The sequence below is a fragment of the Arthrobacter sp. U41 genome, assembly GCF_001750145.1.
In the GTDB taxonomy this organism is placed as follows: Bacteria; Actinomycetota; Actinomycetes; order Actinomycetales; family Micrococcaceae; genus Arthrobacter.
Genome location: NZ_CP015732.1, coordinates 1,202,897 through 1,226,750, shown reverse-complemented (window position 1 = coordinate 1,226,750; position 23,854 = coordinate 1,202,897). Strand labels below are relative to the sequence as shown.

The 23,854-nt window shown below is 62.2% G+C and carries 18 protein-coding genes; 8 read left to right on the top strand and 10 right to left on the bottom strand.

What is annotated here, in order from left to right:
- Window positions 1-86: 86 nt before the first annotated feature.
- The 8 genes from ASPU41_RS05735 to dnaA all read right to left on the bottom strand — a co-directional run bounded on the left by ASPU41_RS05735 (window position 87) and on the right by dnaA (window position 11,856).
- Window positions 87-722, bottom strand: coding sequence for a DUF3566 domain-containing protein (locus ASPU41_RS05735; RefSeq protein WP_069950114.1), 636 nt, complete (start codon window positions 720-722; stop codon window positions 87-89).
- Window positions 719-3,442 (bottom strand): DNA gyrase subunit A, encoded by a 2,724-nt coding sequence (gene gyrA / locus ASPU41_RS05730; RefSeq protein WP_069950113.1) that lies wholly within the window; start codon window positions 3,440-3,442, stop codon window positions 719-721. Before gyrA ends, ASPU41_RS05735 begins: the two co-directional genes overlap by 4 nt.
- A gap of 63 nt (window positions 3,443-3,505) precedes the next feature.
- Window positions 3,506-5,590, bottom strand: a complete 2,085-nt coding sequence (gene gyrB, locus ASPU41_RS05725) for a DNA topoisomerase (ATP-hydrolyzing) subunit B (RefSeq protein ID WP_069950112.1) — start codon at window positions 5,588-5,590, stop codon at window positions 3,506-3,508.
- Between the two features lie 413 nt (window positions 5,591-6,003).
- Window positions 6,004-6,567, bottom strand: coding sequence for a DUF721 domain-containing protein (locus ASPU41_RS05720; RefSeq protein ID WP_069950111.1), 564 nt, complete (start codon window positions 6,565-6,567; stop codon window positions 6,004-6,006).
- Window positions 6,564-7,775 carry a DNA replication/repair protein RecF gene (recF, locus tag ASPU41_RS05715; protein WP_069950110.1) on the bottom strand — a complete coding sequence of 404 codons (1,212 nt, stop codon included), beginning with the start codon at window positions 7,773-7,775 and terminating at the stop codon, window positions 6,564-6,566. The genes ASPU41_RS05720 and recF overlap by 4 nt, the downstream gene beginning before the upstream one ends.
- Window positions 7,776-7,801: 26 nt before the next feature.
- On the bottom strand, window positions 7,802-8,686 hold the full coding sequence (gnd, locus tag ASPU41_RS05710; protein WP_069950109.1) for a phosphogluconate dehydrogenase (NAD(+)-dependent, decarboxylating): 885 nt from the start codon (window positions 8,684-8,686) through the stop codon (window positions 7,802-7,804).
- A 103-nt stretch (window positions 8,687-8,789) separates the two neighbouring features.
- On the bottom strand, window positions 8,790-9,914 hold the full coding sequence (gene dnaN / locus ASPU41_RS05705) for a DNA polymerase III subunit beta (protein WP_069950108.1): 1,125 nt from the start codon (window positions 9,912-9,914) through the stop codon (window positions 8,790-8,792).
- Between the two features lie 520 nt (window positions 9,915-10,434).
- Window positions 10,435-11,856 (bottom strand): chromosomal replication initiator protein DnaA, encoded by a 1,422-nt coding sequence (gene dnaA, locus ASPU41_RS05700; protein ID WP_069950107.1) that lies wholly within the window; start codon window positions 11,854-11,856, stop codon window positions 10,435-10,437.
- Between the two features lie 462 nt (window positions 11,857-12,318).
- Here dnaA and rpmH point away from each other — a divergent pair, with 462 nt between their 5' ends.
- The 8 genes from rpmH (at window position 12,319) to ASPU41_RS05665 (ending at window position 18,022) form a co-directional block, all read left to right on the top strand.
- The gene (rpmH, locus tag ASPU41_RS21935; protein ID WP_003800212.1) at window positions 12,319-12,456 is read left to right on the top strand and encodes a 50S ribosomal protein L34; all 138 of its coding nucleotides are present in this window, start codon (window positions 12,319-12,321) and stop codon (window positions 12,454-12,456) included.
- A gap of 41 nt (window positions 12,457-12,497) precedes the next feature.
- The gene (gene rnpA / locus ASPU41_RS05695) at window positions 12,498-12,908 is read left to right on the top strand and encodes a ribonuclease P protein component (protein WP_069950106.1); all 411 of its coding nucleotides are present in this window, start codon (window positions 12,498-12,500) and stop codon (window positions 12,906-12,908) included.
- Entirely contained in the window at window positions 12,901-13,296 is a 396-nt protein-coding gene (yidD, locus tag ASPU41_RS05690; RefSeq protein WP_197515769.1) for a membrane protein insertion efficiency factor YidD, read from the top strand. The genes rnpA and yidD overlap by 8 nt, the downstream gene beginning before the upstream one ends.
- A 16-nt stretch (window positions 13,297-13,312) precedes the next feature.
- Entirely contained in the window at window positions 13,313-14,293 is a 981-nt protein-coding gene (gene yidC / locus ASPU41_RS05685; RefSeq protein ID WP_069950104.1) for a membrane protein insertase YidC, read from the top strand.
- Entirely contained in the window at window positions 14,293-14,895 is a 603-nt protein-coding gene (locus ASPU41_RS05680; protein ID WP_069950103.1) for a Jag family protein, read from the top strand. Before yidC ends, ASPU41_RS05680 begins: the two co-directional genes overlap by 1 nt.
- Before the next feature lie 18 nt (window positions 14,896-14,913).
- On the top strand, window positions 14,914-15,564 hold the full coding sequence (rsmG, locus tag ASPU41_RS05675; RefSeq protein ID WP_069950102.1) for a 16S rRNA (guanine(527)-N(7))-methyltransferase RsmG: 651 nt from the start codon (window positions 14,914-14,916) through the stop codon (window positions 15,562-15,564).
- Between the two features lie 86 nt (window positions 15,565-15,650).
- Window positions 15,651-16,718 (top strand): ParA family protein, encoded by a 1,068-nt coding sequence (locus tag ASPU41_RS05670; RefSeq protein ID WP_269450079.1) that lies wholly within the window; start codon window positions 15,651-15,653, stop codon window positions 16,716-16,718.
- Between the two features lie 68 nt (window positions 16,719-16,786).
- Window positions 16,787-18,022: a ParB/RepB/Spo0J family partition protein gene (locus tag ASPU41_RS05665; protein WP_069950101.1), complete on the top strand. Its 1,236-nt coding sequence runs from the start codon at window positions 16,787-16,789 to the stop codon at window positions 18,020-18,022.
- Between the two features lie 4,395 nt (window positions 18,023-22,417).
- On the opposite strand, the gene trxA is transcribed toward ASPU41_RS05665, so the two are convergent.
- Together trxA and trxB are read right to left on the bottom strand one after the other, a co-directional pair.
- On the bottom strand, window positions 22,418-22,744 hold the full coding sequence (gene trxA, locus ASPU41_RS05660; RefSeq protein ID WP_069950100.1) for a thioredoxin: 327 nt from the start codon (window positions 22,742-22,744) through the stop codon (window positions 22,418-22,420).
- Between the two features lie 38 nt (window positions 22,745-22,782).
- Complete coding sequence (gene trxB, locus ASPU41_RS05655; RefSeq protein WP_069950099.1) at window positions 22,783-23,739, bottom strand: thioredoxin-disulfide reductase; 957 nt, start codon at window positions 23,737-23,739, stop codon at window positions 22,783-22,785.
- Window positions 23,740-23,854: the final 115 nt, after the last annotated feature.

Genomic DNA, 23,854 nt, shown 5'->3' with positions numbered 1-23,854 from the left:
GGGCCGAGATATGACTGTACAGCACATCCCGACCCGATCTCAAATCGAGGCATTTCCCCGGTAAAAATCCGGGAAAACTACGGGTTTTAGTCGTCCGTGAGGGTGACGCCGATGCCGCCAACAAGGGTGGCCGAGATGTTGTACAGCACCGCCGAGAGCATCGACAGTGCCGTCAGCAGGACCACGTTGATGACGGCGATGATGGTCGCGAAGGATGCCACCTGTCCGAGCGAGGCGACCTTCTTCAACTCGAAGCCGCCGCCCTCCGAACCGGCCAGGGTTCCCAGCAGGCCATCGACCTGATCGAAAATCCCGGTCAGGTCCAGGACCGTCCAGAGCACGATCGCGGCCACGACGGTCACGATGCCGAGGGCCACGGAAAGCAGGAAGGCCATCTTCAGTACGGACCAGGGGTCGACTTTGCTCACCAGCAGGCGGGCACGGCGGACCTTGGCCTTGGGTGCCGGCTTGATCAGCCCGGCCGTACCCTGGCCCGGCCGCTGGCCCGGCGTCACCGGGCGCTGGCCCTGATCCGTCGGGCGCCCCTGGACGGGACGCTGGCCGGGTGCGGGCGGCCGCTGGCTGACTCCGTTGACGCTGCCCTGTACTCCGGGCCGCTGCTCGGGACGGGACGGCGCGCTTACCCGCGGTGCTGCGGCGGGCTGCCGCACTCCGCCGGGAACGCCGCTGTTCGGCTTGGGATATGAGTCGGAATTACTCACTCGTTACCTCCGGTGTTGTCTTCGTCCAGCTCGGCATTGCCTGATGACTCATCTGACTCCGGGGCCGGTGCTGATTCTTCCGCTGCGGACCCCTCATGTGATCCGGTATCTGCAGCCAACGTTACGTCATCCGGCGCCGATGCCTGACTTTCGGCATCCTCGCCTGCATCTTGTCCTTCGGACGAGTCGTCGGTTTCGAGTCCGCGTTCGCTGTTGCGCGCCACCTCGATGATGCGGTCGTTTTTGTCCGGTTTGGCGAAGATGACACCCATCGTGTCCCGACCCTTGGCCGGCACTCCGGCCACCGAGGAACGGACCACCTTGCCGCCTTCCATGACCACCAGGACCTCATCTTCTTCCTGGACGATCAGGGCGCCGACGAGGTGGCCGCGCTCCTCCTGGTACTTGCCGACCTTGATGCCGAGGCCGCCACGGCCCTGGAGCCGGTACTCCTCCACGGCGGTGCGCTTGGCATAGCCGCCCTCGGTGACGACAAACACGAAGGAACCGTCCGTGACAACGTCGGCCGCGAGCAGTTCGTCATCCTCGCGGAACTTCATTCCGGTGACGCCGGAGGTTGCCCTGCCCATCGGGCGCAGTGCCTCATCCGTGGCGGTGAAGCGGATCGACTGTCCCATGCGGGAGACCAGCATCAGGTCATCCGTCTCGGACACCAGCTGGGCTGAGACCAGCTCGTCCCCGTCGCGAAGGTTGATCGCGATGACTCCCGCAGAGCGGTTGGTGTCGTAGTCCTCAAGGCGGGTCTTCTTGACCAGGCCGCGCTTGGTGGCCAGAACCAGATACGGCGATTGCTGGTAGTCCCTCAGGTCCAGCACCTGGGCGATGTGCTCGTCCGGCTGGAACGCGAGCAGGTTCGCCACGTGCTGTCCCTTGGCGTCGCGTCCGGCCTCCACGAGCTCGTACGCCTTCGCCCGGTACACCCGGCCCAGGTTCGTGAAGAACAGCAGCCAGTGGTGCGTTGTGGTCACAAAGAAGTGCTCGACGACGTCGTCGCCGCGCAGCTGAGCGCCCTTGATGCCCTTGCCGCCGCGCTGCTGCGAGCGGTAGTTGTCGCTGCGGGTGCGCTTGACGTAGCCGCCGCGGGTGATGGTGACGACCATTTCCTCTTCGGGGATCAGGTCCTCCATCGACATGTCGCCGTCGAAGCCCAGCAGGACCTTGGTGCGGCGGTCATCGCCGTGCTTGGCCACGATTTCGGCCAGCTCAGTGCTGATGATTTCGCGCTGGCGTACCTCGGAGGCCAGGATCGAGTTGAACTCGGTGATCATGGCTTCGAGTTCGGAGTGGCGGTCCTGGATTTTCTGGCGTTCCAGTGCCGCGAGCCTGCGAAGCTGCATGTCCAGGATGGCGCGGGCCTGCAGCTCATCGATGTCCAGGAGCTGCATCAGCCCGTCGCGGGCCGCCTCGGTGGTGTTCGAGGCCCGGATCAGTGCGATGACTTCGTCGAGCGCGTCCAGCGCCTTGAGCAGGGCGCGCAGGATGTGCGCTTCCTCCTCGGCCTTGCGGAGACGGTAGCGGGTCCGGCGTGCGATGACGTCGAGCTGGTGCGTGACCCAGTGGCGGATGAAAGCGTCCAGGCTCAGCGTGCGGGGCACGCCGTCGACGATCGCCAGCATGTTGGCCGCGAAGTTGTCCTGCAGCTGGGTGTGCTTGTAGAGGTTGTTCAGCACCACCTTGGCGACGGCGTCGCGCTTGAGCACAATGACGAGGCGCTGACCGGTGCGTCCCGAGGTTTCGTCGCGCAGGTCGGCGATGCCCGAAACCTTGCCGTCCTTGACGAGCTCGGCAATCTTGATTGCCAGGTTGTCCGGGTTGGCCTGGTACGGCAGCTCAGTCACCACCAGGCAGGTGCGTCCCTGGAGTTCCTCCACGTTGACCACGGCGCGCATGGTGATCGAGCCGCGGCCGGTGCGGTAGGCGTCTTCAATTCCCTTGTGGCCCAGGATGGTGGCGCCGGTCGGGAAGTCGGGTCCCTTGATGCGGACGATCAGCTCTTCGAGCAGTTCCTCGCGGCTCGCGGTCGGGTTCGCCAGGTACCACTGGACGCCGTCGGCAACCTCGCGGAGGTTGTGCGGCGGGATGTTGGTGGCCATGCCGACGGCGATGCCCGAGGAGCCGTTGACCAGGAGGTTCGGGAAGCGCGCCGGCAGGATGGTCGGTTCCTGGTTCTTGCCGTCATAGTTGTCCTGGAAATCGACCGTTTCCTCGTCGATGTCGCGGACCATTTCCATCGCCAGATGGGCCATTTTCGTTTCGGTGTACCGCGGCGCCGCGGCGCCGTCGTTGCCGGGCGAGCCGAAGTTGCCCTGACCCAGTGCCAGCGGGTACCGCATGGTCCAGTCCTGGATGAGGCGGACCAGCGCATCGTAGATGGCGGTGTCCCCGTGGGGGTGGTATTGGCCCATGACTTCGCCGACCACGCGGGCGCATTTGTTGAACGACCGTTCCGGGCGGTAGCCGCCGTCGAACATCGCATAGAGAACCCTGCGGTGGACGGGCTTGAGACCGTCGCGGACGTCCGGAAGCGCACGGCCCACAATCACGGCCATTGCGTAATCGAGGTAGGAGCGCTGCATTTCCGTCTGCAGGTCAACCTGTTCGACGCGGTCGGTCAGCACGTCGGTGTCAACGACACTGCCCTCAATAACTGGCTCAGCATCGGTCGGTCCGGCCGGAACTTCGGGTGTTTCGTCACTCATAATCTATATTTTCCGTTTCAGGTATATATCAGTCCGGGAATATTCAGGGCCCTTGGCCGGCCGCTAGATATCGAGGAACCGAACGTCCTTGGCGTTCTGCTGAATGAAGTTTCGGCGGGATTCGACGTCTTCGCCCATGAGGGTGGAGAAGGTCTGGTCCGCGGCCAGGGCGTCGTCCATGGTGACCTGGAGCAGCGTGCGGTGGTCGGGGTCCATGGTGGTGTCCCACAGTTCGGTGTAGTCCATTTCGCCGAGGCCCTTGTAGCGCTGAATGCCGTTGTCCTTGGGGATGCGGCGGCCCGCGGCCTGGCCGGAGAGTAGCCGCGCATCGCGTTCCCGGTCGCTGTAGACGTAGTCGTGCGGGGCGTTGGACCATTTGATCCGGTAGAGCGGCGGCTGCGCGAGATAGACGTAGCCGTTCTCGATCAGCGGGCGCATGTAGCGGAACAGCAGGGTCATCAGCAGCGTGGTGATGTGCTGGCCGTCGACGTCGGCATCGGCCATCAGGACGATCTTGTGATAGCGCAGTTTGGCCAGGTCGAAGTCCTCGCCGATCCCGGTGCCGAACGCCGTGATCATGGACTGGACCTCGGTGTTGCCCAGGGCCTTGTCCAGCCGGGCCCGCTCCACATTCAGGATCTTGCCGCGCAGCGGAAGGATGGCCTGGGTTTCCGGGTTGCGGCCGCGCTTGGCGGAGCCGCCGGCGGAATCGCCCTCCACGATGTAGACCTCGCACTTCTCCGGGTTTTTCGAGGAGCAGTCGGAGAGCTTGCCGGGCATGCCGAAGGACTCCAGCGGGCTCTTGCGGCGCGCGTTGTCCCGGGCTTTGCGCGCTGCCATCCGGGCCTGGGCGGCGGAGATGGCCTTGCGGATAACGTCCCGAGCCGGGCCGGGGTTGCGTTCCAGCCAGTCTCCGAGTCCGTCGGTGACAACCCGCTGAACAAAGCCCTTGACCTCGGAGTTGCCGAGCTTGGTCTTGGTCTGGCCCTCAAACTGCGGTTCGGCCAGCTTGACCGAAATGACCGCGGTCAGTCCTTCGCGGATGTCATCCCCGGTGAGGTTGTCATCCTTTTCCTTGATGATGCTCTTCTCCCGCGCATAGCGGTTGATGAGCGAGGTCATCGCGGCACGGAATCCCTCTTCGTGGGTGCCGCCCTCGTGGGTGTTGATCGTGTTGGCGTAGGTGTGGACGCTCTCGGAGTACGCGTTGGTCCACTGCATCGCCATTTCCAGCGCGATGTGCCGTTCCGTGTCCTCGGTTTCGAAGGCGATGACGTCCTCGTGGACCACATCGACCTTCTTACCGGAGTTCAGGTGCTTCACGTAGTCCAGCAGGCCGTTGTCGTACTGGTACACAACGGTGTGGAATTCGGCCGGGACTTCGCCTTCGGTGGGAACAGCGTCGAGGTCCAGGTCTTCATCCTCGGAGGGTTCCTCCGCGGCGCGCCTCTCGTCGGTCAGCGTGATGCGCAGCCCCTTGTTCAGGAAGGCCATCTGCTGGAAGCGGGCGCGGAGCGTTTCGAAATCGAATTCCGTGGATTCGAAGATGCTGGCGTCCGGGTAGAACGTCTGGGTGGTGCCGGTTTCGTTGGTCTCTTCACCCTTGATCAGGCCGCCCTGCGGCTTGCCGCCGTCGGCGAAGGTCATCCGCCAGACGTGGCCCTGCCGGCGGACCTCGGTTTCGACGCGGCTCGAAAGCGCGTTGACTACGGAGATGCCCACACCGTGCAGGCCGCCGGACACGGCGTAGCCGCCGCCGCCGAACTTGCCGCCCGCGTGCAGGATGGTCATCACGACCTCCACGGTGGGCTTGTGCTCCGTCGGGTGCATGTCGACCGGGATTCCGCGGCCGTCGTCGACGACCTTGACCCCGCCGTCGGCCTGGAGAACGATTTCGATGTGCGTGCAGTACCCGGCCAGGGCCTCATCGACCGAGTTATCCACGACCTCATAGACCAGGTGGTGCAAACCACGGGGTCCGGTGGAGCCGATATACATCCCGGGACGTTTCCGGACAGCTTCCAGGCCTTCGAGCACCGTGATGTCGCTGGCTCCGTAGCCGTGGGCCGTTGCGGTTCCCGACGGGGTGTCCGCCGCCTTAACCGTTACTGGTTCCACTGCCGGGATCTCTGCATTGTCGTTAGCCACAGGCGCTTTCGACTCCTCTTTTTTCGGTAAAGGCCGGCCATCGCACTTTCCCGGAGGAAACAGCTACTGCCAACGGGCACGTCACTGATGACACCGAATGTGCCGCTGGCTGGAGGATCCGTCTACCGCACGCGGATATTGCGTCGGAAACGGACTCAGTCAACGTTTCACCGGCGCCCAGTTATCTACCACGATTCTAGCGTGTTATAGGGGCGAAACCCGCATTCCGGGGGGCCAAACGCGAACCAAAGTGCCGCTGGGAGGGCACCGGCTCCGCCTGCAAGGCTCCAGGAGTACCGTACTGGGGTTCCTATACGACGCCGGGGCGCCTGAGCGCCCTACACGCCGCTTGCGGATTTATCAATGGTTTTGCAACGAGTGCTTCAGATCCGGTGTCCGGGAAGGCGCGGAAACTATCCGTACGTGTCGCGCGGGCCGCGTCCGTTGACGGTCCGGCCGCCCTTCCGCCAGCTCGGTGCCGCAGGTCCGAGGACCTGGATTTTGGTCACGACGCCTTCCCCGAGTTCGGCGCGGAATTTATCCAGCAGGCTGATGCTGAGCAGCCGCAACTGGGTTGCCCAGGCGGTGGAATCACAGCGGACATGGAGGGTGGTGTCGGTGAAACTTTCCGGGGTGCAGTGGGCGGAAATCTCCGGTCCCACGAGTGTTGCCCACTCGGCCATCACCGAACCGACGGCCACGGGAGAGCTCCAGCCGCGCTCCGCGACGAGGCGGCCCACCACCTTGCCGAGCCCCATGGGGTCCCGGCCGGTGCCGTGGAATTGTCCGAAGCCGCGGGTGGCACCTGAACTGCGCCCTGTTTTTTGTGGGGTGCTCCCGGGCCGGGGCGGTGCCTTGCGCCGGATCTCGCCGCGGGATGCGGCCGCCTCGCGCATTCTGTTCAGGGCCGATTGGGCAGCGTCGATATCATCCGGATCGCGTCCCGGTTGCAGGCCGCCGTCGGTATCCTTATTCATCGATTTTCCTGCTCATCGATTCCTCCCGGGATAACCGTCACCCGCCGTCCTGCCAGTTCCGCCGGAATATCGTCCTCGACGGCGGCGGTCACGAGCACCTGCTCGGCGCCGGATACTATTGCGGCCAGTTTACGCCGCCGCTGGACATCAAGTTCGGCAAAAACGTCGTCAAGGATGAGGATGGGAGCGGATCCGCCGGTGCGGGCGTCGTCGATCATGACATAGTACGAGGCCAGGCGCAGGGAGAGGCACATGGACCATGTTTCCCCGTGCGAGGCATAGCCTTTGGCCGGGGCCATCCCCAGAACCAGTTCGAGCTCGTCACGGTGCGGGCCGACGAGGGAGATCCCGCGTTCGAGCTCCCTGCGCCGTGACGCCGCGAAGGCCTTGACGTAGCGTTCGGTGAGTTCGTCGACGGACAGAAGGCGCAGGTCCTCGGCCGGCCCGGCGGTCCCCGCGCCGGGGCCAGCAGCGGGAGCCGGTGCGGCGCCGTCGTCGTCCAAGGCACCCTGCAACGTGGACCGGTAAATTGCGCCGGCCTCCTTGGACCCGTCAGTGAGCTGTGCGTAGGCGTTCTTGAGGTGGGGCCGAAGCCGTTCCACCAGTTCGAGCCGGGCATGCAGAAGTTCGGCCCCCGCCCGGGCCATGTGCTGGTCCCAGACATCGAGCGTGGCCTCGTGGCCGCTGGAGAACTTGCCGGCGCGGGCGGATTTCAGCAGCGCGTTGCGTTGCTTCAGCACCCGGTCATAGTCGCTGCGGGTGGCCGCGTGCCGCGGGATGAGGCTGACCAGGAGCTCATCCAGGAAACGGCGCCGGCTGGACGGATCGCCCTTGACCAGGGCCAGGTCCTCCGGGGCAAACAGCACGGTCTGGCAGATGCCCAGGATGTCCCGGGCCCGGACCGGATTGCTGCGGTTGATCCGGGCGCGGTTGGCCCGGGAGCTGTTAATTTCGAGTTCGAGCACTGTTGACTGCTCGCCGCGGACAAGTTTGGCGCGGATCAGTGCCCGTTCGGTGCCGAAACGCAGCAGCGGGGCATCTGAACTGACCCGGTGGGAGCTGAGTGTTGCCAGGTAGCCGACGGCCTCCATCAGGTTGGTTTTGCCGATGCCGTTTGAACCGACCAGCACCGTGACGCCGGGTTCGAGGCTCAGTTCCACCTGGGCGTAGCTGCGGAAATCCGTGAGCGAAAGTTGTTCTAGATACACGCCGGGTTCAGGATTTCAGGGCAGGACTATTTGGCCGGGCGGGACGCATGTCCGCCGAACTGGTGGCGCAGTGCGGAAACCATCTTCATAGCCGGCGAGTTGTCCTCACGGGACGAGAATCGGGCGAACAGTGCTGCTGTGATGGCCGGGGCAGGCACGGCGTTGGCGATGGCCTCTTCCACAGTCCAGCGGCCTTCACCGGAATCCTCGACGTAGTCGTCGATCGATTCCAGGCCGGGGTCCTCGTCGAGAGCCTTGACCATAAGGTCCAGCAGCCAGGACCGCACAACGGTTCCTTTCTGCCAGGCGCGGAATGTGCCGGGAAGATCGGTGATGATGTCCTTGGCGGCGAGGAGTTCATAGCCCTCGGCATAGGCCTGCATGAGGCCGTATTCGATGCCGTTGTGGACCATTTTGGCGTAATGGCCGGCGCCGACGCCGCCGACGTGGACAAAGCTGTCGGCGCGGTCCCCTTCGGGACGGAGTGCATCGAAGACCGGCATCGCACGTTCAATATCCGCGGCGTCCCCGCCCGCCATCAGGCCGTAGCCGTTCTGAAGGCCCCAGACCCCGCCGGAAACGCCGCAGTCGGCAAACCGGATATCCTTTTCGGCCAGCGCGGCACCGTGTTTCTGGTCCTCCGTGTAGCGGGAGTTGCCGCCGTCGATCACGAGGTCGCCGGCGGCAAGCTTGCCGCCAAGTTCGGTGATCACGGCGTCGGTGATCCCGCCGGAGGGAACCATCACCCAGAGCAGTCGCGGCGCGGGCAGGGCGGCGATCAGTTCGTCCATACTCGCGACGTCGGTGACGTCCGGGTTGCGGTCAAAACCGGTGACTTCGATTCCACCCTTGCGCAGCCGTTCGCGCATGTTGAAACCCATTTTTCCAAGGCCGATCAGTCCGATGTGCACGGTATGAACTCTCTTCTGCGATGGGAATTTTCCGGTGGTGCCGGGGCGAGGCCTGCCGGGCGGTTGTTGCCGTTCGGGAGGACCGAACGGCAACAACTCTCAGCTAGTTCGGCAGTCGGACCGGCATGACCAGGTAACGGTAATCGCCCTGGTCCTCGCCGTCGGCGTCGTTCTGTGCCGTGATCATGGCCGGCTTGGGCGCACTGGTGAAGGAGAAACGCACAAACTTCGTTTCGATGACACTCAGGCCCTCGATCAGGTAGTGCGGGTTGAAGGCGACGGTGATGTCTTCGCCGGTGAGCTGGGCTTCGAGTTCTTCCGATGCCTGGGCATCCTCACCGGTACCGGCGTCGAGGTGCAGCTGGCCCTGGGTGAACGCGAGCCGGACCGGGGTGTTGCGTTCCGCCACGAGCGAGACGCGTCGCACTGCCTCGACAAGTTCGGATGTCTGCACGGTCGCGTGAATCGGTGTGGACTCGGGGAAGAGCGAACGGATCTTGGGGTAGTCACCATCCACCAGCAGCGACGTCGTGGTTCGCCCGCCGCTTTCGAACCCGATGAGCCGGCTGTCGTCGTCGGCGAGGGCAAGGTTGATGTCGCCGCTGCCACCGAGGGTCTTGGCTACTTCGTTGAGCGTTTTGGCCTTGACCAGTGCGCTGGTGGAGATGCCCGGAGTGACCGGCTTCCACGGGACTTCCCGCATGGCCAGACGGTAGCGGTCGGTGGCCAGCAGCGTAATGAGGTCGTCCTCGATTTCCATCCGCACGCCGGTGAGGATCGGCAGGGTGTCGTCCTTGCTCGCCGCGATGATCACCTGGGACACGGCCTGGGCGAAGGCATCGCCCGGAACCGTGCCGCTGATCGGGGGCAACGCGGGCAGCGGCGGGTACTCGGCTTCCGGCATGGTGGCGAGGTGGAAGCTACTTCGACGGCAGGTCAGGGTGACTTTGTTGCCCTCGGTTTGGATCTCGACCGGTGCGGACGGCAGGCTGCGGCAGATGTCAGCCAGCAGACGTCCCGAAACCAGGATTGTGCCTTCGGCGGTGATGTCAGCAGGGATTTCAAGCCGGGCGGAGGTCTCGTAGTCGAAGCTCGAGAGGCTGACAGTCCCGGCTTCAGCTTTGAGGAGCAGGCCGGAGAGTACTGGTACTGGCGGCCGCGGAGACAACGACCGGGCGGTCCAGGTCACGGCCTCTGCCAGGACGTCCCGTTCGACTCTGAACTTCACGGAAGGGTGCCGCCTTTCATTGCTGCTGTCATCGCTAGTGGCCGAGCCACCGGCCCGGCAGGGAATTACAAAGATGTCCAGGACGGACACACTGCAGACAGCTTAGCCGCAAGAAGTGTGATTCTCCCATCCCCGGGTTACATCCCTGTGGTTCGGCCGGCCCGGCCCGGGGCCGGTTTCCGGTCAGGGTCCGGAACGGTCCTGGGCGGTGTGCGCGGTCCGGAAGGAAGTTGTTATTTGAGGGAATTTCATTTTCTAGGGATTAGTAGTGTTAATAACTGCTGTGGATACTGTGGATAACCCCGTTTGGCGGTGCGATTCCGCGGTTAAGCCCTGTTCATGGACTGTGGGTGGAGCAGGTTTTAAACAGGGTGTGGATGGGGATAACATTTTCGGCCGTGTCGGTGATCCACAGGAGCCTTGAGGGTTTTAAGCCCATTAACCGCGGTTGTCCCCTTAACTATCCACAGGGTTGTCCACAGGCGCCTGTTAATAAGGTAGGAGCGCGCGGCAGGCCGGCTCAGGAATTGCGCTGCTGCGTCTTGATTCGGTTGGTCAGCTCGGTCACTTGGTTGTAGATCACTCGGCGCTCGGCCATCAGTTCGCGGATCTTGCGGTCCGCGTGGATGACCGTGGTGTGATCGCGGCCGCCGAGCTCCTGCCCGATCTTGGGAAGGGACATGTCCGTGAGTTCGCGGCACAGGTACATGGCGATCTGCCGGGCGGTCACCAGGGTCCTGGTCCGTGATTTGCTGCAGAGCTCTTCCATGCTGAGCTTGAAGTAATCGGCAGTCTGCGTGAGGATCTGCGCGGAGGTGATTTCCTGGGCCCCGTCGTCTGTGATGAGGTCCTTGAGCACCATCTCGGCCAGGGCAACGTCGACCGGCTGGCGGTTGAGGCTGGCGAAGGCCGTGACGCGGATCAGGGCCCCTTCGAGTTCGCGGATGTTGCTGGAGATTTTTGAAGCGATGTATTCCAGTGCGTCGTCCGGGGCGGAGAGACCCTCGCTGAGGGCCTTTTTCCGGAGGATCGCGATCCGGGTTTCGAGTTCCGGCGGCTGGATGTCGGTCAGCAGGCCCCATTCGAACCGTGATTTCATCCGGTCCTCAAAACCGGCCAGCAGCTTGGGCGGCTGATCGGAGGTGATGACCACCTGCTTGTTGTTGTTGTGCAGGGCGTTGAAGGTGTGAAAGAACTCCTCCAGCGTCCGGTCCTTGCCGGCCAGGAACTGGATGTCATCGATCAGCAGGACGTCCACGTTGCGGTAGGTCGTTTTGAAGCTGGTGCCTTCGTCGTCCCGGATGGAGTTGATGAAGTCGTTGGTGAATTCCTCGGAGTTCACGTAGCGGACCCGGATCCCGCTGTAGAGCCGGCGGGCGTAGTGGCCGATCGCATGAAGCAGGTGCGTCTTGCCCAGACCGGAGTCCCCATAGATGAACAGCGGGTTGTAGGCCTTGGCCGGCGCTTCAGCCACCGCGACGGCGGCGGCGTGGGCGAAGCGGTTGGAGGAACCGATCACGAAAGTGTCGAAGACATACTTCGGGTTGAGTCGGCCGAATTCGTGGGACGTGCTCGGCAGCATCGGCTGCGGCTTCAGTTCCACCGAGGGATCGGACACGAGGGAGAGCTCGACGGCGGGTTCCGGCTCGGTGTGGATCGGCACCAGATCGGTGTCCACGTCGATTGCGCAACGGATTTCGTCGGAGAAAACGTTCCGGAGGGCGTCGTCGAGGGCCTCCTTGACCTGGGTCTGCAGGACCTCGCGGGTGAGTTCATTCGGTACGGCCACCAGGAGGGTGGAACCAATGAGTCCCTGCGCCTGGGCGAGGATGACGAAGCCGCGCTGCCGGGGTGAAACACGGTGGTCGTTCTCCAGCAGGCTCACGACCCGCCGCCAGGAACTTCCGACAGTGTTGGCTTGGTTGGCTTCGTCTACTGTCATCAATCAGTTCCTCAAACTTGCTTGCCTTCATTACCTGCAGCCGAACAGGCCAATCCAGCACGCTGGACCCCGGTTCATCCACAGGGTTATGCACAGTCCGTGGATAATGGGCTACTGAGCCACTGTAGGGGATGAAAAGCCTAGAAGATAGCTGGGTTCTCTCCTGTGGATAATTACACCGGTGTGGTTCCCAAACAGGGTCTGTGACCCGCTTCATCCACAGGCCCCGGACGGAGTTAGCCACAGCTGGGGAAACTCTGCGAAACGATCCCCGGTTTGACTCGGGAGGGCGGCAAGCCCTAACGTTGTGAAGTCCCATGTGTACGCTTTTCGCCTCATTTGAATTACGCCCGACGTTCCGCGTCTTGCGAGTCGAGGCAAGCGGCACATACAAAACTTAGCGTCGACCAGTTCTTTTCCTTGATCGGGTGGCGCACCTTTGATCCCACTGGAGTAACTAACGTGAGCAAGCGGACTTTTCAGCCGAATAACCGCCGTCGAGCCAAGAAGCACGGCTTCCGCCTTCGTATGCGTACCCGTGCCGGCCGTGCCATCCTGGCAGCCCGTCGTGGCAAGGGTCGCACCGAGCTGTCGGCCTAAATAACTGACTCGTCGGTCCACATCCCTGTGCGAGTGTAAAGGTGCTGGCCACCCGCAACCGTCTGAGGACATCAACCGATTTTTCAACAACTGTACGTTCCGGTGTCCGCAATGGACGCCGGAACGTAGTGTTATATACGGCAGCTCTCGCTGCCGATGAACCAAGCCGGATCGGATTCATCGTTTCCAAGAGTGTCGGGAACGCTGTTGTCAGGAACCTCGTTAAGAGAAGACTGAGAGAAGTCGGCGCCATGTCGTTGCAGAAATACGGCAGCGGGTTCGCGATCGTGGTTCGGGCCCTGCCTGCCGCGGCCGGTGCCAGCTGGGACCAACTCCGCTCGGACTACGACGCCGCCTTGGAAAACAATATGAAACGGCTGGGCAGCCGCCTTCCGAAGGCTGCTTCTTCAGTTTCTTACGAGACAACACAGGAAGGGACCCCGCGTGCGTAACTCAACTGCCGCCGTCGTCCCTCCTGCAAAATCCGCAGCAGTATGGCTGGGCCGGGCACTCTGGAACTTGCCCCGCAATATCCTCATCCTGTTGCTCCTGGCGTACCGCAAGGTGATCTCACCGCTGTACGGCCAGGTTTGCCGCTTCTTCCCCAGCTGTTCGGCCTATGCTCTTGAGGCGATCACGGTGCACGGCGCGGTGAAAGGGAGCTGGCTGGCGGCCAGGCGCCTGCTGCGCTGCCATCCCTGGAATGCCGGCGGTGTGGACCATGTCCCCGCCGGTAAATGCGATTGGCCCGCAGACCGCACCCCCACAATTGTTGTGCTGAACAATCCGGACAAGTACCTGGCTGCTCAGACTGATGGAGAAGGCCGCTCCGCGGCCTGACGAATAGGGATATCGTATGGACTTCTTTGAAACAATCATGTTTCCGTTCAAGTGGCTTGTGTCCGCCATTATGGTGGTCTTCCACGATGGCCTGAGCGCCATCGGCATGCCCGCCGCCAATGGCTGGACGTGGACCCTGTCCATCATCGGGCTGGTGCTGGTGATCCGTGCCGCCCTGATTCCCGTTTTCGTCAAGCAGATCAAAGCCCAGCGAGGCATGCAGCTGCTGCAGCCGGATCTGAAGAAGCTTCAGGACAAGTACAAGGGCAAGACCGACCAGCTGTCCCGCCAGGCCATGGCCCAGGAACAGATGGCCATGTACAAGAAGCACGGCACCAACCCGTTCTCGGCCTGCTTGCCCATGCTGATCCAGATGCCATTCTTCTTTGCCCTCTTCACCGTGCTGTCCGGCATAACGACGGCGGCCAACAGCGGTAAGGGCATCGGCGCCATGAGCCACGAACAGGTGGTTCAGTTCGATGAGTCGAGCATCTTCGGTGCCCCGCTCTCGGCAACCCTGCTCCACGGCACGCCCGAGGGCGGCAACGTGGTCGCGGTGTGGATTCTTTCCATTGTGATGATCCTGGCCATGACGGCCTCGCAGTTCATCACGCAGAAGCAGATCATGGCCAAAAACATGTCCGAAGAGGCCATGGCCAGCCCGTTCATGAAGCAGCAGAAGATGATGCTCTATGTCCTGCCGATCGTCTTTGGCGTGGGCGGCATCAACTTCCCCATCGGTGTGCTGATCTACTGGACCACCACCAACCTCTGGACCATGGCGCAGCAGTTCTTCGTGATCCGCCGTATGCCGACGCCGGGATCTCCCGCCGCCAAGGCCCTGGCCGAGCGCCGTGCCGCCAAGGGCCTTCCGGCGCTACCCCTCACGGGTGCCAAGAAAGCCGAAGCCGAGGCCGCCGAAGCTGCAGCCGCTGCGGCACTGGTGGCCAAGAACCAGCGCGTCCAGCCACAACGTAAGAACAGGAAGAGGAAGTAATGTCCGCCGAGAGCACCGAACACGCTATTTCCGCTGAAGCCATCGAAGACCAGGATGACGCCCTGAGCGCGGTCCAGGATACCGAGCAGGGCACTAACGAAGGCGCCGACGACTCCGAGGAAACGGGCACCTCCGCCAGCCGGCTGGAAGAAGAAGGTGACGTCGCCGCGGACTATCTCGAAGAACTGCTGGACATCGCCGATATCGACGGCGACATTGACATCGAAGTCCGCAACGGCCGCACCTACATCTCGATCGTCGCTGAAGAAGAATCGGCCGGTCTTGAGAACCTGGTAGGGAAGGATGGCGAGGTCCTCGAAGCGCTTCAGGAACTGACCCGCCTCGCGGTGTTGTCCGCAACGGAAAACCGCTCCCGCCTGGTGCTGGACATCAATGGCTACCGCTCAGAGCGCGCCGGGGAGCTGCAGAAGCTTGCCGAAGACGCCGTAGGGTCCGTCAAGGAGTCCGGTGAAGCCGTGGCTCTGGCGCCCATGAGCGCCTACGAGCGGAAGATTGTGCACGACGCCGTCGCCGACCTGGGCCTCATCAGCGAGTCCGAAGGCGAAGGCGCTGACCGCCACATCGTCGTTTCCTCCGACTGAAGACTCCGGACAGCTTTGATGATTGAAATGACCGCTGCCGAACTGCAGGCAGCAGAGAAAATTTTTGGTGACCGTCTGGATCTGGCAAAACGCTATGTGGAGCACCTGGCCACGTCCGGCACGGAGCGGGGCCTGATTGGTCCCCGCGAAATTCCCCGGCTGTGGAGCCGGCACGTGCTCAATTGCGCCGTGATCGAGAGCCAGATTGCCAAGGGAAGCCATGTCGCTGACGTCGGCAGCGGCGCCGGACTCCCCGGCCTGTGCCTGGCCATTGCCCGGCCCGATCTGGAGCTGACCCTGATCGAGCCCCTCGAACGCCGTGTTATCTGGCTGCAGGAGGTCGTGGATGACCTTGGTCTCGACAATGTCACGGTCATGCGCACCCGGGCGGAGCTCGCCGTTGGAATGGTCAACGCCGACGTCGTCACGGCACGCGCCGTGTCAGCCCTGTCGAACCTTGCCGGACTCACCATCCCACTGCTGGCGGGCAAGGGTGAAGTTGTTGCGATCAAGGGACGCAGCGCCGGCGAGGAAATTGAAAAGGCCGCCAAGGTAATCCGTAAGCTCGGCGGCACCCAGACCTCCGTTGTACTCGTGGGCGAGGACCTGCTCGAAGAACCCACAACCGTTGTCCGAATCGTTGTGAATAAGCCTCAAAAGATTGCCTAGCATCAGCCCGGTGCCCTTGGACCCCCAGGGTGAGAGGTTAGGCTAGTAACCGGCAGCAAGAGCCGAACGAGAGTGAGTGTGTCACAGTGACCAGAAGCGAAGCCTCCACACAACGGATTCCCCCGTTTGTGTCCCTGGGGTCCGCACGGGCTTTCGCCGCGCCCGCAGTCGCTCACGATTACACCGGAAAACAGCCTGCTTCGGTTGCGAAGACCACCGGCATGGCGAACGTTTCACGTGAAACATCCACTGCTCCGAAAGCGACTGTCCTCGACTCCATTGATGACACCAGCCCCATTGCCCGTGAGCTCGCCCATGAGAACAAACGGCGCGAACGCCTCCTGGGTCGTGAACTCCCGAAGCCGGAAAAGACCCGCATCTTCACCGTTTCAAACCAGAAGGGCGGAGTCGGCAAGACGACCACCACGGTCAACATCGCTGCCGCCCTGGCGGCCGCCGGCCTGAAGGTGCTGGTCATTGACATCGATCCGCAGGGAAATGCGTCGACGGCACTGGGAATTGAACACCACGCCGACGTTGACAGTATTTACGATGTTCTCATCAACGACATCCCGCTGCAGGACGTGGTGGCACCATGCCCGGACATCGCCAACCTGATCTGTGCGCCCGCCACCATCCACCTCGCCGGCGCGGAGATCGAGCTGGTCAGCCTCGTCGCCCGTGAACAGCGCCTCCGCCGTGCGATCGATGTCTACGCCAAGGAACGGGCGAAGAACGGTGAGGAGCGGCTCGACTATATCTTCATCGACTGCCCGCCGAGTCTCGGACTTCTGACCGTCAACGCGTTCTGCGCAGCCAACGAAGTGCTCATTCCGATTCAGTGCGAGTACTACGCGCTCGAGGGACTGAGCCAGCTGTTGAAGAACATCGAAATGATCCAGAAGCACTTGAATGCTGAGCTGGTTGTCTCCACCATACTTTTGACCATGTACGACGGCCGCACCAATCTCGCCGCCCAGGTGGCAGCCGAGGTGCGCGAACATTTCCCGGAACAGGTCCTGGGCGCCGTGGTCCCCCGCTCGGTGCGGATTTCCGAAGCACCGAGCTACCAGCAGACCGTGATGACGTATGACCCCTCATCCACCGGGGCCTTGTCCTACCTGGAAGCCGCATCCGAAATAGCGGAACGTTAGAATCTTTTCAAGAATTGCACTAACTAGAGCCCGGTGATTCCCGGCTCTTCCAATGGAAGGATTTATCCATGAGCGATAAGCGACGCGGCCTCGGCCGCGGACTTGGGGCACTCATTCCAAGTTCCGCCGCGGCTTCCGGAACCGGTTCAGCGCCGTCCCGTCCTGTGGATCTTTTCTTTCCTGAATCCCGAAAGCGCACCCCTGCCGCCGAGATACCGGCACCGGAAGAGGCTACGGCAGTTCCCGGCGAGGAAGCGCCTGCAGCGTCGCAGGTGAAGGGCTCTGCCGCAGCGGCCGCTGTCGGCTCCGATGAGGCAGTCGATTCGAAGACCGCTGCCGGATCCAGGAAGTCACCGGCACGGAAGACTGCCGCCGCCAAGGGTTCGGCTCCGACAGCAGCGCCGGACTCCGCATCGCAGGAGTCGGCAGACGAAGGGAATTCAGCCCTCCCGGAAGCGGAAAATACTGGCGTGGAACTCGTCGAGGTACCAGGTGTCCGCTTCGCGGAAATCCTGGTCACTGACATCCACCCCAACCGCAAGCAGCCGCGTTCAGTCTTTGACGAGGATGACATGGCGGAGCTCATCCACTCGGTCCGTGAAATAGGTGTCCTCCAGCCAATTGTGGTCCGCACTTCAACCGAAGAAGGTGGAGAACCCTACGAGCTCGTTATGGGCGAGCGTCGTTGGCGGGCAGTACAGGCCGCCGGCCTTCAAACCATCCCCGCCATTGTCCGTGACACCACCGATGATGACCTTCTCCGCGATGCCCTGCTGGAGAACCTGCACCGGAGTCAGCTTAATCCGCTCGAAGAGGCAGCCGCATACCAGCAGTTGTTGGAGGACTTCGGAACCACGCACGAGCAGCTGGCCGACCGGATCGGCCGTTCACGGCCCCAGGTGTCCAACACGCTCCGGCTGCTCAAGCTTCCGCCGCTCGTACAGCGCCGCGTAGCTGCCAGTGTCATCTCTGCCGGCCACGCCCGCGCACTGCTTGCACTCCCCGATGCTGCTGCCATGGAGCGTCTGGCCCAGAAGATCGTCTCAGAAGGAATGTCAGTGCGTGCCACTGAAGAGGCGGTGACGCTGTATCAGAATCCGGCGTCTACGCCGAAGAACAACATTCCGCGGCCAGGCGCTCGACATGAGCGCCTGGACTACCTGGCTTCCTCTCTCTCTGACCGACTGGATACCAACGTCAAGATATCGCTCGGTGCACGCAAGGGACGCGTGAGCATCGAGTTCGCGAGCGTTGAGGACCTCAACCGGATCATGGACGTGCTGACGCCCGGGGCTCCCGGTTAGCTCCGAAACGCGACTTTGAGGGGGCCCGTTTCACGTGAAACGGGCCCCTTACTTGTATGTCTGACACGACATTCAAGGCGAAAACCTGGGAAGCACCGCCGCTTCAACTCCCCCTGGAGTTCATCCGGTCAGGTTCCCGGACGCGCCTCCGAGCCTTCCCGGCGAATGAGTTCGAAGTCCGTTCGCCTGTGGTGTCGCCTTGAAAGGCATCAGTACTGCCGATTGAGCCTGTGCTGGGCTCCGGTGCAGTGCTGAAGGTATACAAGCATCGGAGATGTAAGGAGCTCCCCGCTCTGGGCAGTTTGTTGTCTTCCGGTTGGCATTCCCGGCTCTTCTGCACACCGCTGTCGCCGCGTTGGAACGGCAGACTCTGGATGGGTTCCTGGATACATGAGAATCCGGTTTCTCAGTCACGGGCAGGTGGTTGATCCTCTCGGTACCTCCCTGACGGATGCAGGTCCGTTATCCCTCAAGGCTCCTTGTCCTGTTATGGACCACAGGAGGTGCCCCAGGAAGTAAGGCCAGGCTCGCCATTTGAGGCTTTGAACTGCGGTCACTGCGGCATTGCTGTTGTCCTGGCTTCCTGAACGGCTTGTTGCGGCAGGTCAGCGAGCGGCAGACGGAGCATAACCCGTGGGGTGTCCCTGGATTGGCCGTGTTTCACGTGAAACATTCGGGCCGCCCTGTACGCGTAGCGCACTCGGTGTCCCGGTTGCGCGTAGCGCACTCGGTGTCCCGGTTGCTGTCGCTCCGGGGCCTTTCGGCAGGAGACGCAGGGGTGTTACAGCGATGTCGCCCGTGGAAGCCCTAAACCAGCGTCCGTGGCCCCCTGCCGCCTTCGTTGTGCAGCCAGGTTCTTTCAGGCCGGGAGGGACCCCCCAGGAGGCCTGAGCGCTCTCTGGCGCCGCAGTCTCACCAGTCCAGCTCGCAAGTCGAGAAGGTCCCCGTCCCCCGACACAGGGTCTGCGGCCGCCGCCTAACCCGGACCAGCAGCCTCCCGCGGCCGCACTCCCGGGCGTCGATGATGACCGGTCGATCCTCGAGCCGGATCATTTGCGGCTGAGCGGCCGCGTCGGCCCTGGTGCCACATGGAACATCCTGACCAAGGGGTCCATATACCGCCCCTTGAAACGAACGACGACCCTGCTCCGAACGAAGCAGTGGACGACGTCCTAGTGGAACAGCTGATGCGTTCTTACTTCCACGAGGACCACTGAGCGAACTCCGACCGTCGGCGCAAGCCTTAAGGATCCGACCGTGATTAAAAGGGGCGAGTTATGGCTGGAACCATTCGGCCAGTGGCGCTATCCATTGCGGGATATGTCCAGCAGCAGCCGCTACTGTTCGTCTCGATGCAGCAGTCATGAGGGGACGCTCTCGCTGCAATTAATGGCCCGGAATGGCAGAGCTGCTGGGTGTTCCCACGGAAAATTGCCGGCCCGAACGAGCGCTGTTCGTTGTCACCTCGGTTACCGCGTCCGGTGAGTCGCCCTGGTGAGTCTGCCAGGGATTATCGGTGGTCGCGAAGTCGGCGGTGTTCGCCGACCGCATGGAGCCTGTAGGCGTCGAGTTCTGGGCCCCGACTGTTGATGGGGCTCCCCCATTCGAGGATTTGGCAGGACCGGAGGCTGAGGTCACGGCTGGCACCGTGCACGCAGAGGCTCCACCGGGGTCAAGAGCTTGTTTGAGCTCCGTGGTCGACGGTGGATATCGCGGTGGATATCGCGGTGGATATCGCTGTGGATAACTATGTGGATTACCTCCTGGGTCTATTGCCAACCGGTCCTCTGACCTCAGTGGATACACAGACGGTCAGAACAAAGGGCGCGCGATGTCATAGGCGTTCGGGGCGTTGTGTTTCACGTGAAACATAGTCTTGCCTTCTCTAGTGACCCAGTACACACTCGTCCGTGCTTTCTAAATCCCCCGTTGATGGTTAATTTTACAGGGAATTCGGCTGTTTTCCGGCGGCGACCCAGGTGCGGTCCTGGCCTCGGTGGTCTGCTGTCCAGGGCACCTTAGTGAACGCTTCCAGGGACGTCGCAGCAACAGCCAACGACATGTGTGAAAATACCGCAGGACTTACGTTCTACGAAGGTGTAAGCAATCCCTCGGCACTTGTGGATAACCATGTGCATAAGTTCTGTGGAGAACCCTGTGGAAATAGCCCACGCCGCCGTGGACGACCTGCGCGCCTCGAACGAGAGTGCGCTCGCGGATCCGGCACCGAAAGAACAGCAGACACATTGTTCGAAGGGGGGCCGCACGTGGACCTGTGAAGGTCCGTCCGGCCGAAGTGCTGCATAACGCCGTGCAGCTCTGGGCGCGCGCAGACAGCGGGCGTTGACACGGAAGGTCGAGCGACGGATATCCACGAGGTCTGCTCCACCAGTTTGGTGTCGATTGACCGCTCCCGGGGGACGCTAGAGATACTCAGCGCGACCGGGAACGCTGTGGCGTCCACGGGTTTCCGGCCACCCGGCTGGGATTCCAGTCTGTTCTCGTCAAGGATCACTCTTGCGCAAGCAGATGGACTGCCCTGTCCGCCGCCGTTGCCACCTCTACCAAGATGCCCTGGGGCCGCTCCGGACCGTCTGGGCGGCCAAACAGATATCGGCCCACCCGCGCTTCCGAGTCCTCGGCAGAAGCCGGTGCAACGGCTGAGTGCATTCCCGACATCCTTGAGACGGACCGGTCAGGCGACCGCAGCCGGTGCCTATGGATCCTTTGTCCGGGTGCTTTGAGGGGATCATAGGTACGTGTGCGAACCCCTCCGGCAGCCAGACCTGGCTTCGCGCTGACTGCATGAACGCTGTTGTCAGGATGTACGACAGACTGGATTCGCAAGAGCCCGAGAGAGCGGTCGGTAACGCCAAGTCGCTGTAGTGTTTCACGTGAAACATTCCGTGGATTGTGTTCCACGGATATCTTCAAGGCGATCTGGGATCCCCGGTATCGGTCTGGCGCCGGCTCACGCACGCCTATACGGTCCGCATTATCCTCAGGTGCTACGTGGGCGGGTGTTGCGGTCGTATCCTTTACTTCCATCGTCCAAGGCATCGAGCCCAGGGATCGATCAGCCCGTCGAATGTCTCCTCCACCTTGGCTATCGGTTATTTGGGAGTCGAGTATCGAATTGAAGTGGGACTGGCACCGCCGTCTCTTCATATTCAGACCAGCCATCGATTCCCTATGGGAGCTGCAGTGTTTCACGTGAAACGGCGCGACTGGATGCAGCCCCAAAATAGGATTGCTGCACGGTCTAGGAATAGATGATCGGTGATCAGAACCATGGGTTCCAGCCAGATATTGAGTGACCGGCAAGTCCTCAATTCGACTAAAGACCCGGGCAGAAATCAACGACCCGATCCCCGCCGACCCGAGTCCCCCACCGTTCTGGGAGCGCCCGATGACCAGTGTTTCACGTGAAACATTTCGTCCAGGCTCTGGGTTGGCTGCATTGCAGCGTTCATGGCGTGATGGTTGCCGGCTTCGAGTGGGAATAGGTCCCGCGCGGCGACACCCCTCTGCGACATTTTGATCGGCGGAACCGCAGGATACCGAAAAGAGCCCGGACGTCAGGCGGGCTTCAAAGTCACCACGCCTCCGCTACGGCATCACTATAGGTTTCACGGCCGGGGAAGGCGCAGATGGGATGGCGGCAATGAGACCAACCGTGCGGCATTTGGGCAGAATCTGCTCAAGTAGGCGCAGTCAGGCAGGAGAGCAATCCGGGTCAGCGGACAATGAATAGATGAGAAATACTGAACCAGGGCAAGGTTTTCGGGCCGACGGCAGACGGAACCAGATCTGGCGACGTCATCGCGGCGGAAAGGCGAGAGTGCGCAGCAGATATATAGGGGAATTCCCAGCATGTGTGTTTCACGTGAAACATCGAGAACCGAAGGGTTGGAGCAACGCCGGTAGGGTCTCCATTTGATGCCTGGAGCCCGTCCGGGAAGGACATGTTTCACGTGAAACATCGGCAAAGAAGTTGCCGGGCGAAGTGAAGTCCCGCAGCCGCCAGCAAGCACCCAAGGCTCCCGCCACAGGGCCCTGCCCCACTACAGGTTCGGGCCCGGCTATAGGCTAAGGACCGCCGGGGCTAGTCACGTCGTTGGTTGACCCTACAGCCAACGGAGGATGGCCCCATCTATTCCAGGGACATCCGAACAAATGCAAACAGTCCCGATCCAGGGAAGGCCATCCGGAAATAGCACCGGAATAGGATGATAAGCATGCAAATTCACAACTCCCCCAACGGCCAGCGGGCCCATATATGGGTTCCGATATACAGGCGCACCGGGCTACCCCCACAAAAAAGGTGGCCCCGCTTCCTGGGCGGAAGTGGGGCCACCTTGGTGCCGGCCTGCTCTTACACAGACCTAACAGGCACTAGGACAAAACGTCCGCGAATTCCTTTTCGAAGAACTGCTTGGGGCGAGCCCCAATGACGGTTCCCTTGACTTCGCCATCTTGGAAGAGGTACACGGCGGGGATCGATGTGATGCCGTACTGGGCTGCGATCGCCGGGTTGTCGTCAACGTTCACCTTGACGACATCCACCTTCTCGCTGTACTCCACGGAGATCTCGTCGAGGATCGGTCCGAGCTTGCGGCACGGGCCGCACCATTCGGCCCAGAAGTCCACGATGACCGGCTTGGCGGAAGCCAGTACGTCCGTGCTGAAACTAGCGTCTGTTACGTCTTTTGCGTTGCTCATGGGCCTGTCTCTCTCTTCGGTTGGTTGCTGCGCGCCGGTTAGGCGTGGAAGTCTGCGAGGTAGTGCTCGACATCGAGGGCGGCCACACAGCCGGATCCCGAAGCCGTGATGGCCTGGCGGTATGTCGGGTCGATGACATCACCCGCGGCAAAGACACCCTTGATGCTGGTTTTCGACGTGCGGCCATCGACGGCGATAGTTCCCTCGGGGGTCAGGTCCACCTTGCCCTTGACGAGGTCGGTGCGGGGATCGTTGCCGATTGCCACAAAGACACCCGTGACGGAGAGTTCGCTTTCGGCGCCGTCGATGAGGTTCTTCAATCGAAGCCCGGTGACCTTTTGCTGGCCGAGGACATCCTCGACGCCGCTGTTCCAGACAAAGCTGATCTTCTCGTGCGCCAAGGCGCGGTCGGCCATGATCTTGGAGGCCCGCAGGCTGTCACGGCGGTGGACCACGGTTACTGACCTCGCAAACTTGGTGAGGAACAATGCCTCTTCCATCGCGGAGTCACCGCCGCCAATCACTGCAATGTCCTGGTCCTTGAAGAAGAAACCGTCGCAGGTTGCACACCAGCTGACGCCGTGGCCGGAAAGGCGCTTTTCGTTGGGCAGTCCGAGCTCACGGTAGGCCGAACCCGTCGACAGAATGATAGAGCGCGCCTTGAAGGTCTCCCCTGAGCCGATGGTGACGGTCTTGATGTCGCCGTCGAGATCAAGTTCGGTGACGTCTTCAAACTGTATTTCGGTGCCGAAGCGGGCGGCCTGCTTCTCGAAGTTCTCCATCAGGTCCGGACCCATGATGCCGTCCGGGAATCCCGGGTAGTTCTCGACGTCGGTCGTGTTCATCAGCTCGCCGCCAGCCGTCACTGATCCTGCCAGGAGCAGCGGCTTCAGGTTGGCGCGCGCCGTGTACACCGCGGCAGTGTAGCCCGCGGGGCCGGAGCCTACGATGATGACATCACGCACTTCTGACGCGGTGTTTTCTGCGTTGCTCACTGGACGGTGAACCTCTTCCTTTGTCGATGCGCCCGCCTGGGTGGCCGGCCACATGGCACAACTACTACTCGTTGCTGAATATTCCGGTGGGGCTGGGCGCTGCCGGAGGAGACCA

Coding starts and splice junctions, on each gene's coding strand:
- ASPU41_RS05665 (WP_069950101.1), top strand. CDS start 16,787: ATGAGCGATAAGCGACGCGGCCTCGGCCGCGGACTTGGGGCACTCATT.
- ASPU41_RS05720 (WP_069950111.1), bottom strand. CDS start 6,567: ATGAATAAGGATACCGACGGCGGCCTGCAACCGGGACGCGATCCGGAT.
- rsmG (WP_069950102.1), top strand. CDS start 14,914: ATGATTGAAATGACCGCTGCCGAACTGCAGGCAGCAGAGAAAATTTTT.
- yidC (WP_069950104.1), top strand. CDS start 13,313: ATGGACTTCTTTGAAACAATCATGTTTCCGTTCAAGTGGCTTGTGTCC.
- trxA (WP_069950100.1), bottom strand. CDS start 22,744: ATGAGCAACGCAAAAGACGTAACAGACGCTAGTTTCAGCACGGACGTA.
- gyrA (WP_069950113.1), bottom strand. CDS start 3,442: ATGAGTGACGAAACACCCGAAGTTCCGGCCGGACCGACCGATGCTGAG.
- ASPU41_RS05680 (WP_069950103.1), top strand. CDS start 14,293: ATGTCCGCCGAGAGCACCGAACACGCTATTTCCGCTGAAGCCATCGAA.
- dnaA (WP_069950107.1), bottom strand. CDS start 11,856: ATGACAGTAGACGAAGCCAACCAAGCCAACACTGTCGGAAGTTCCTGG.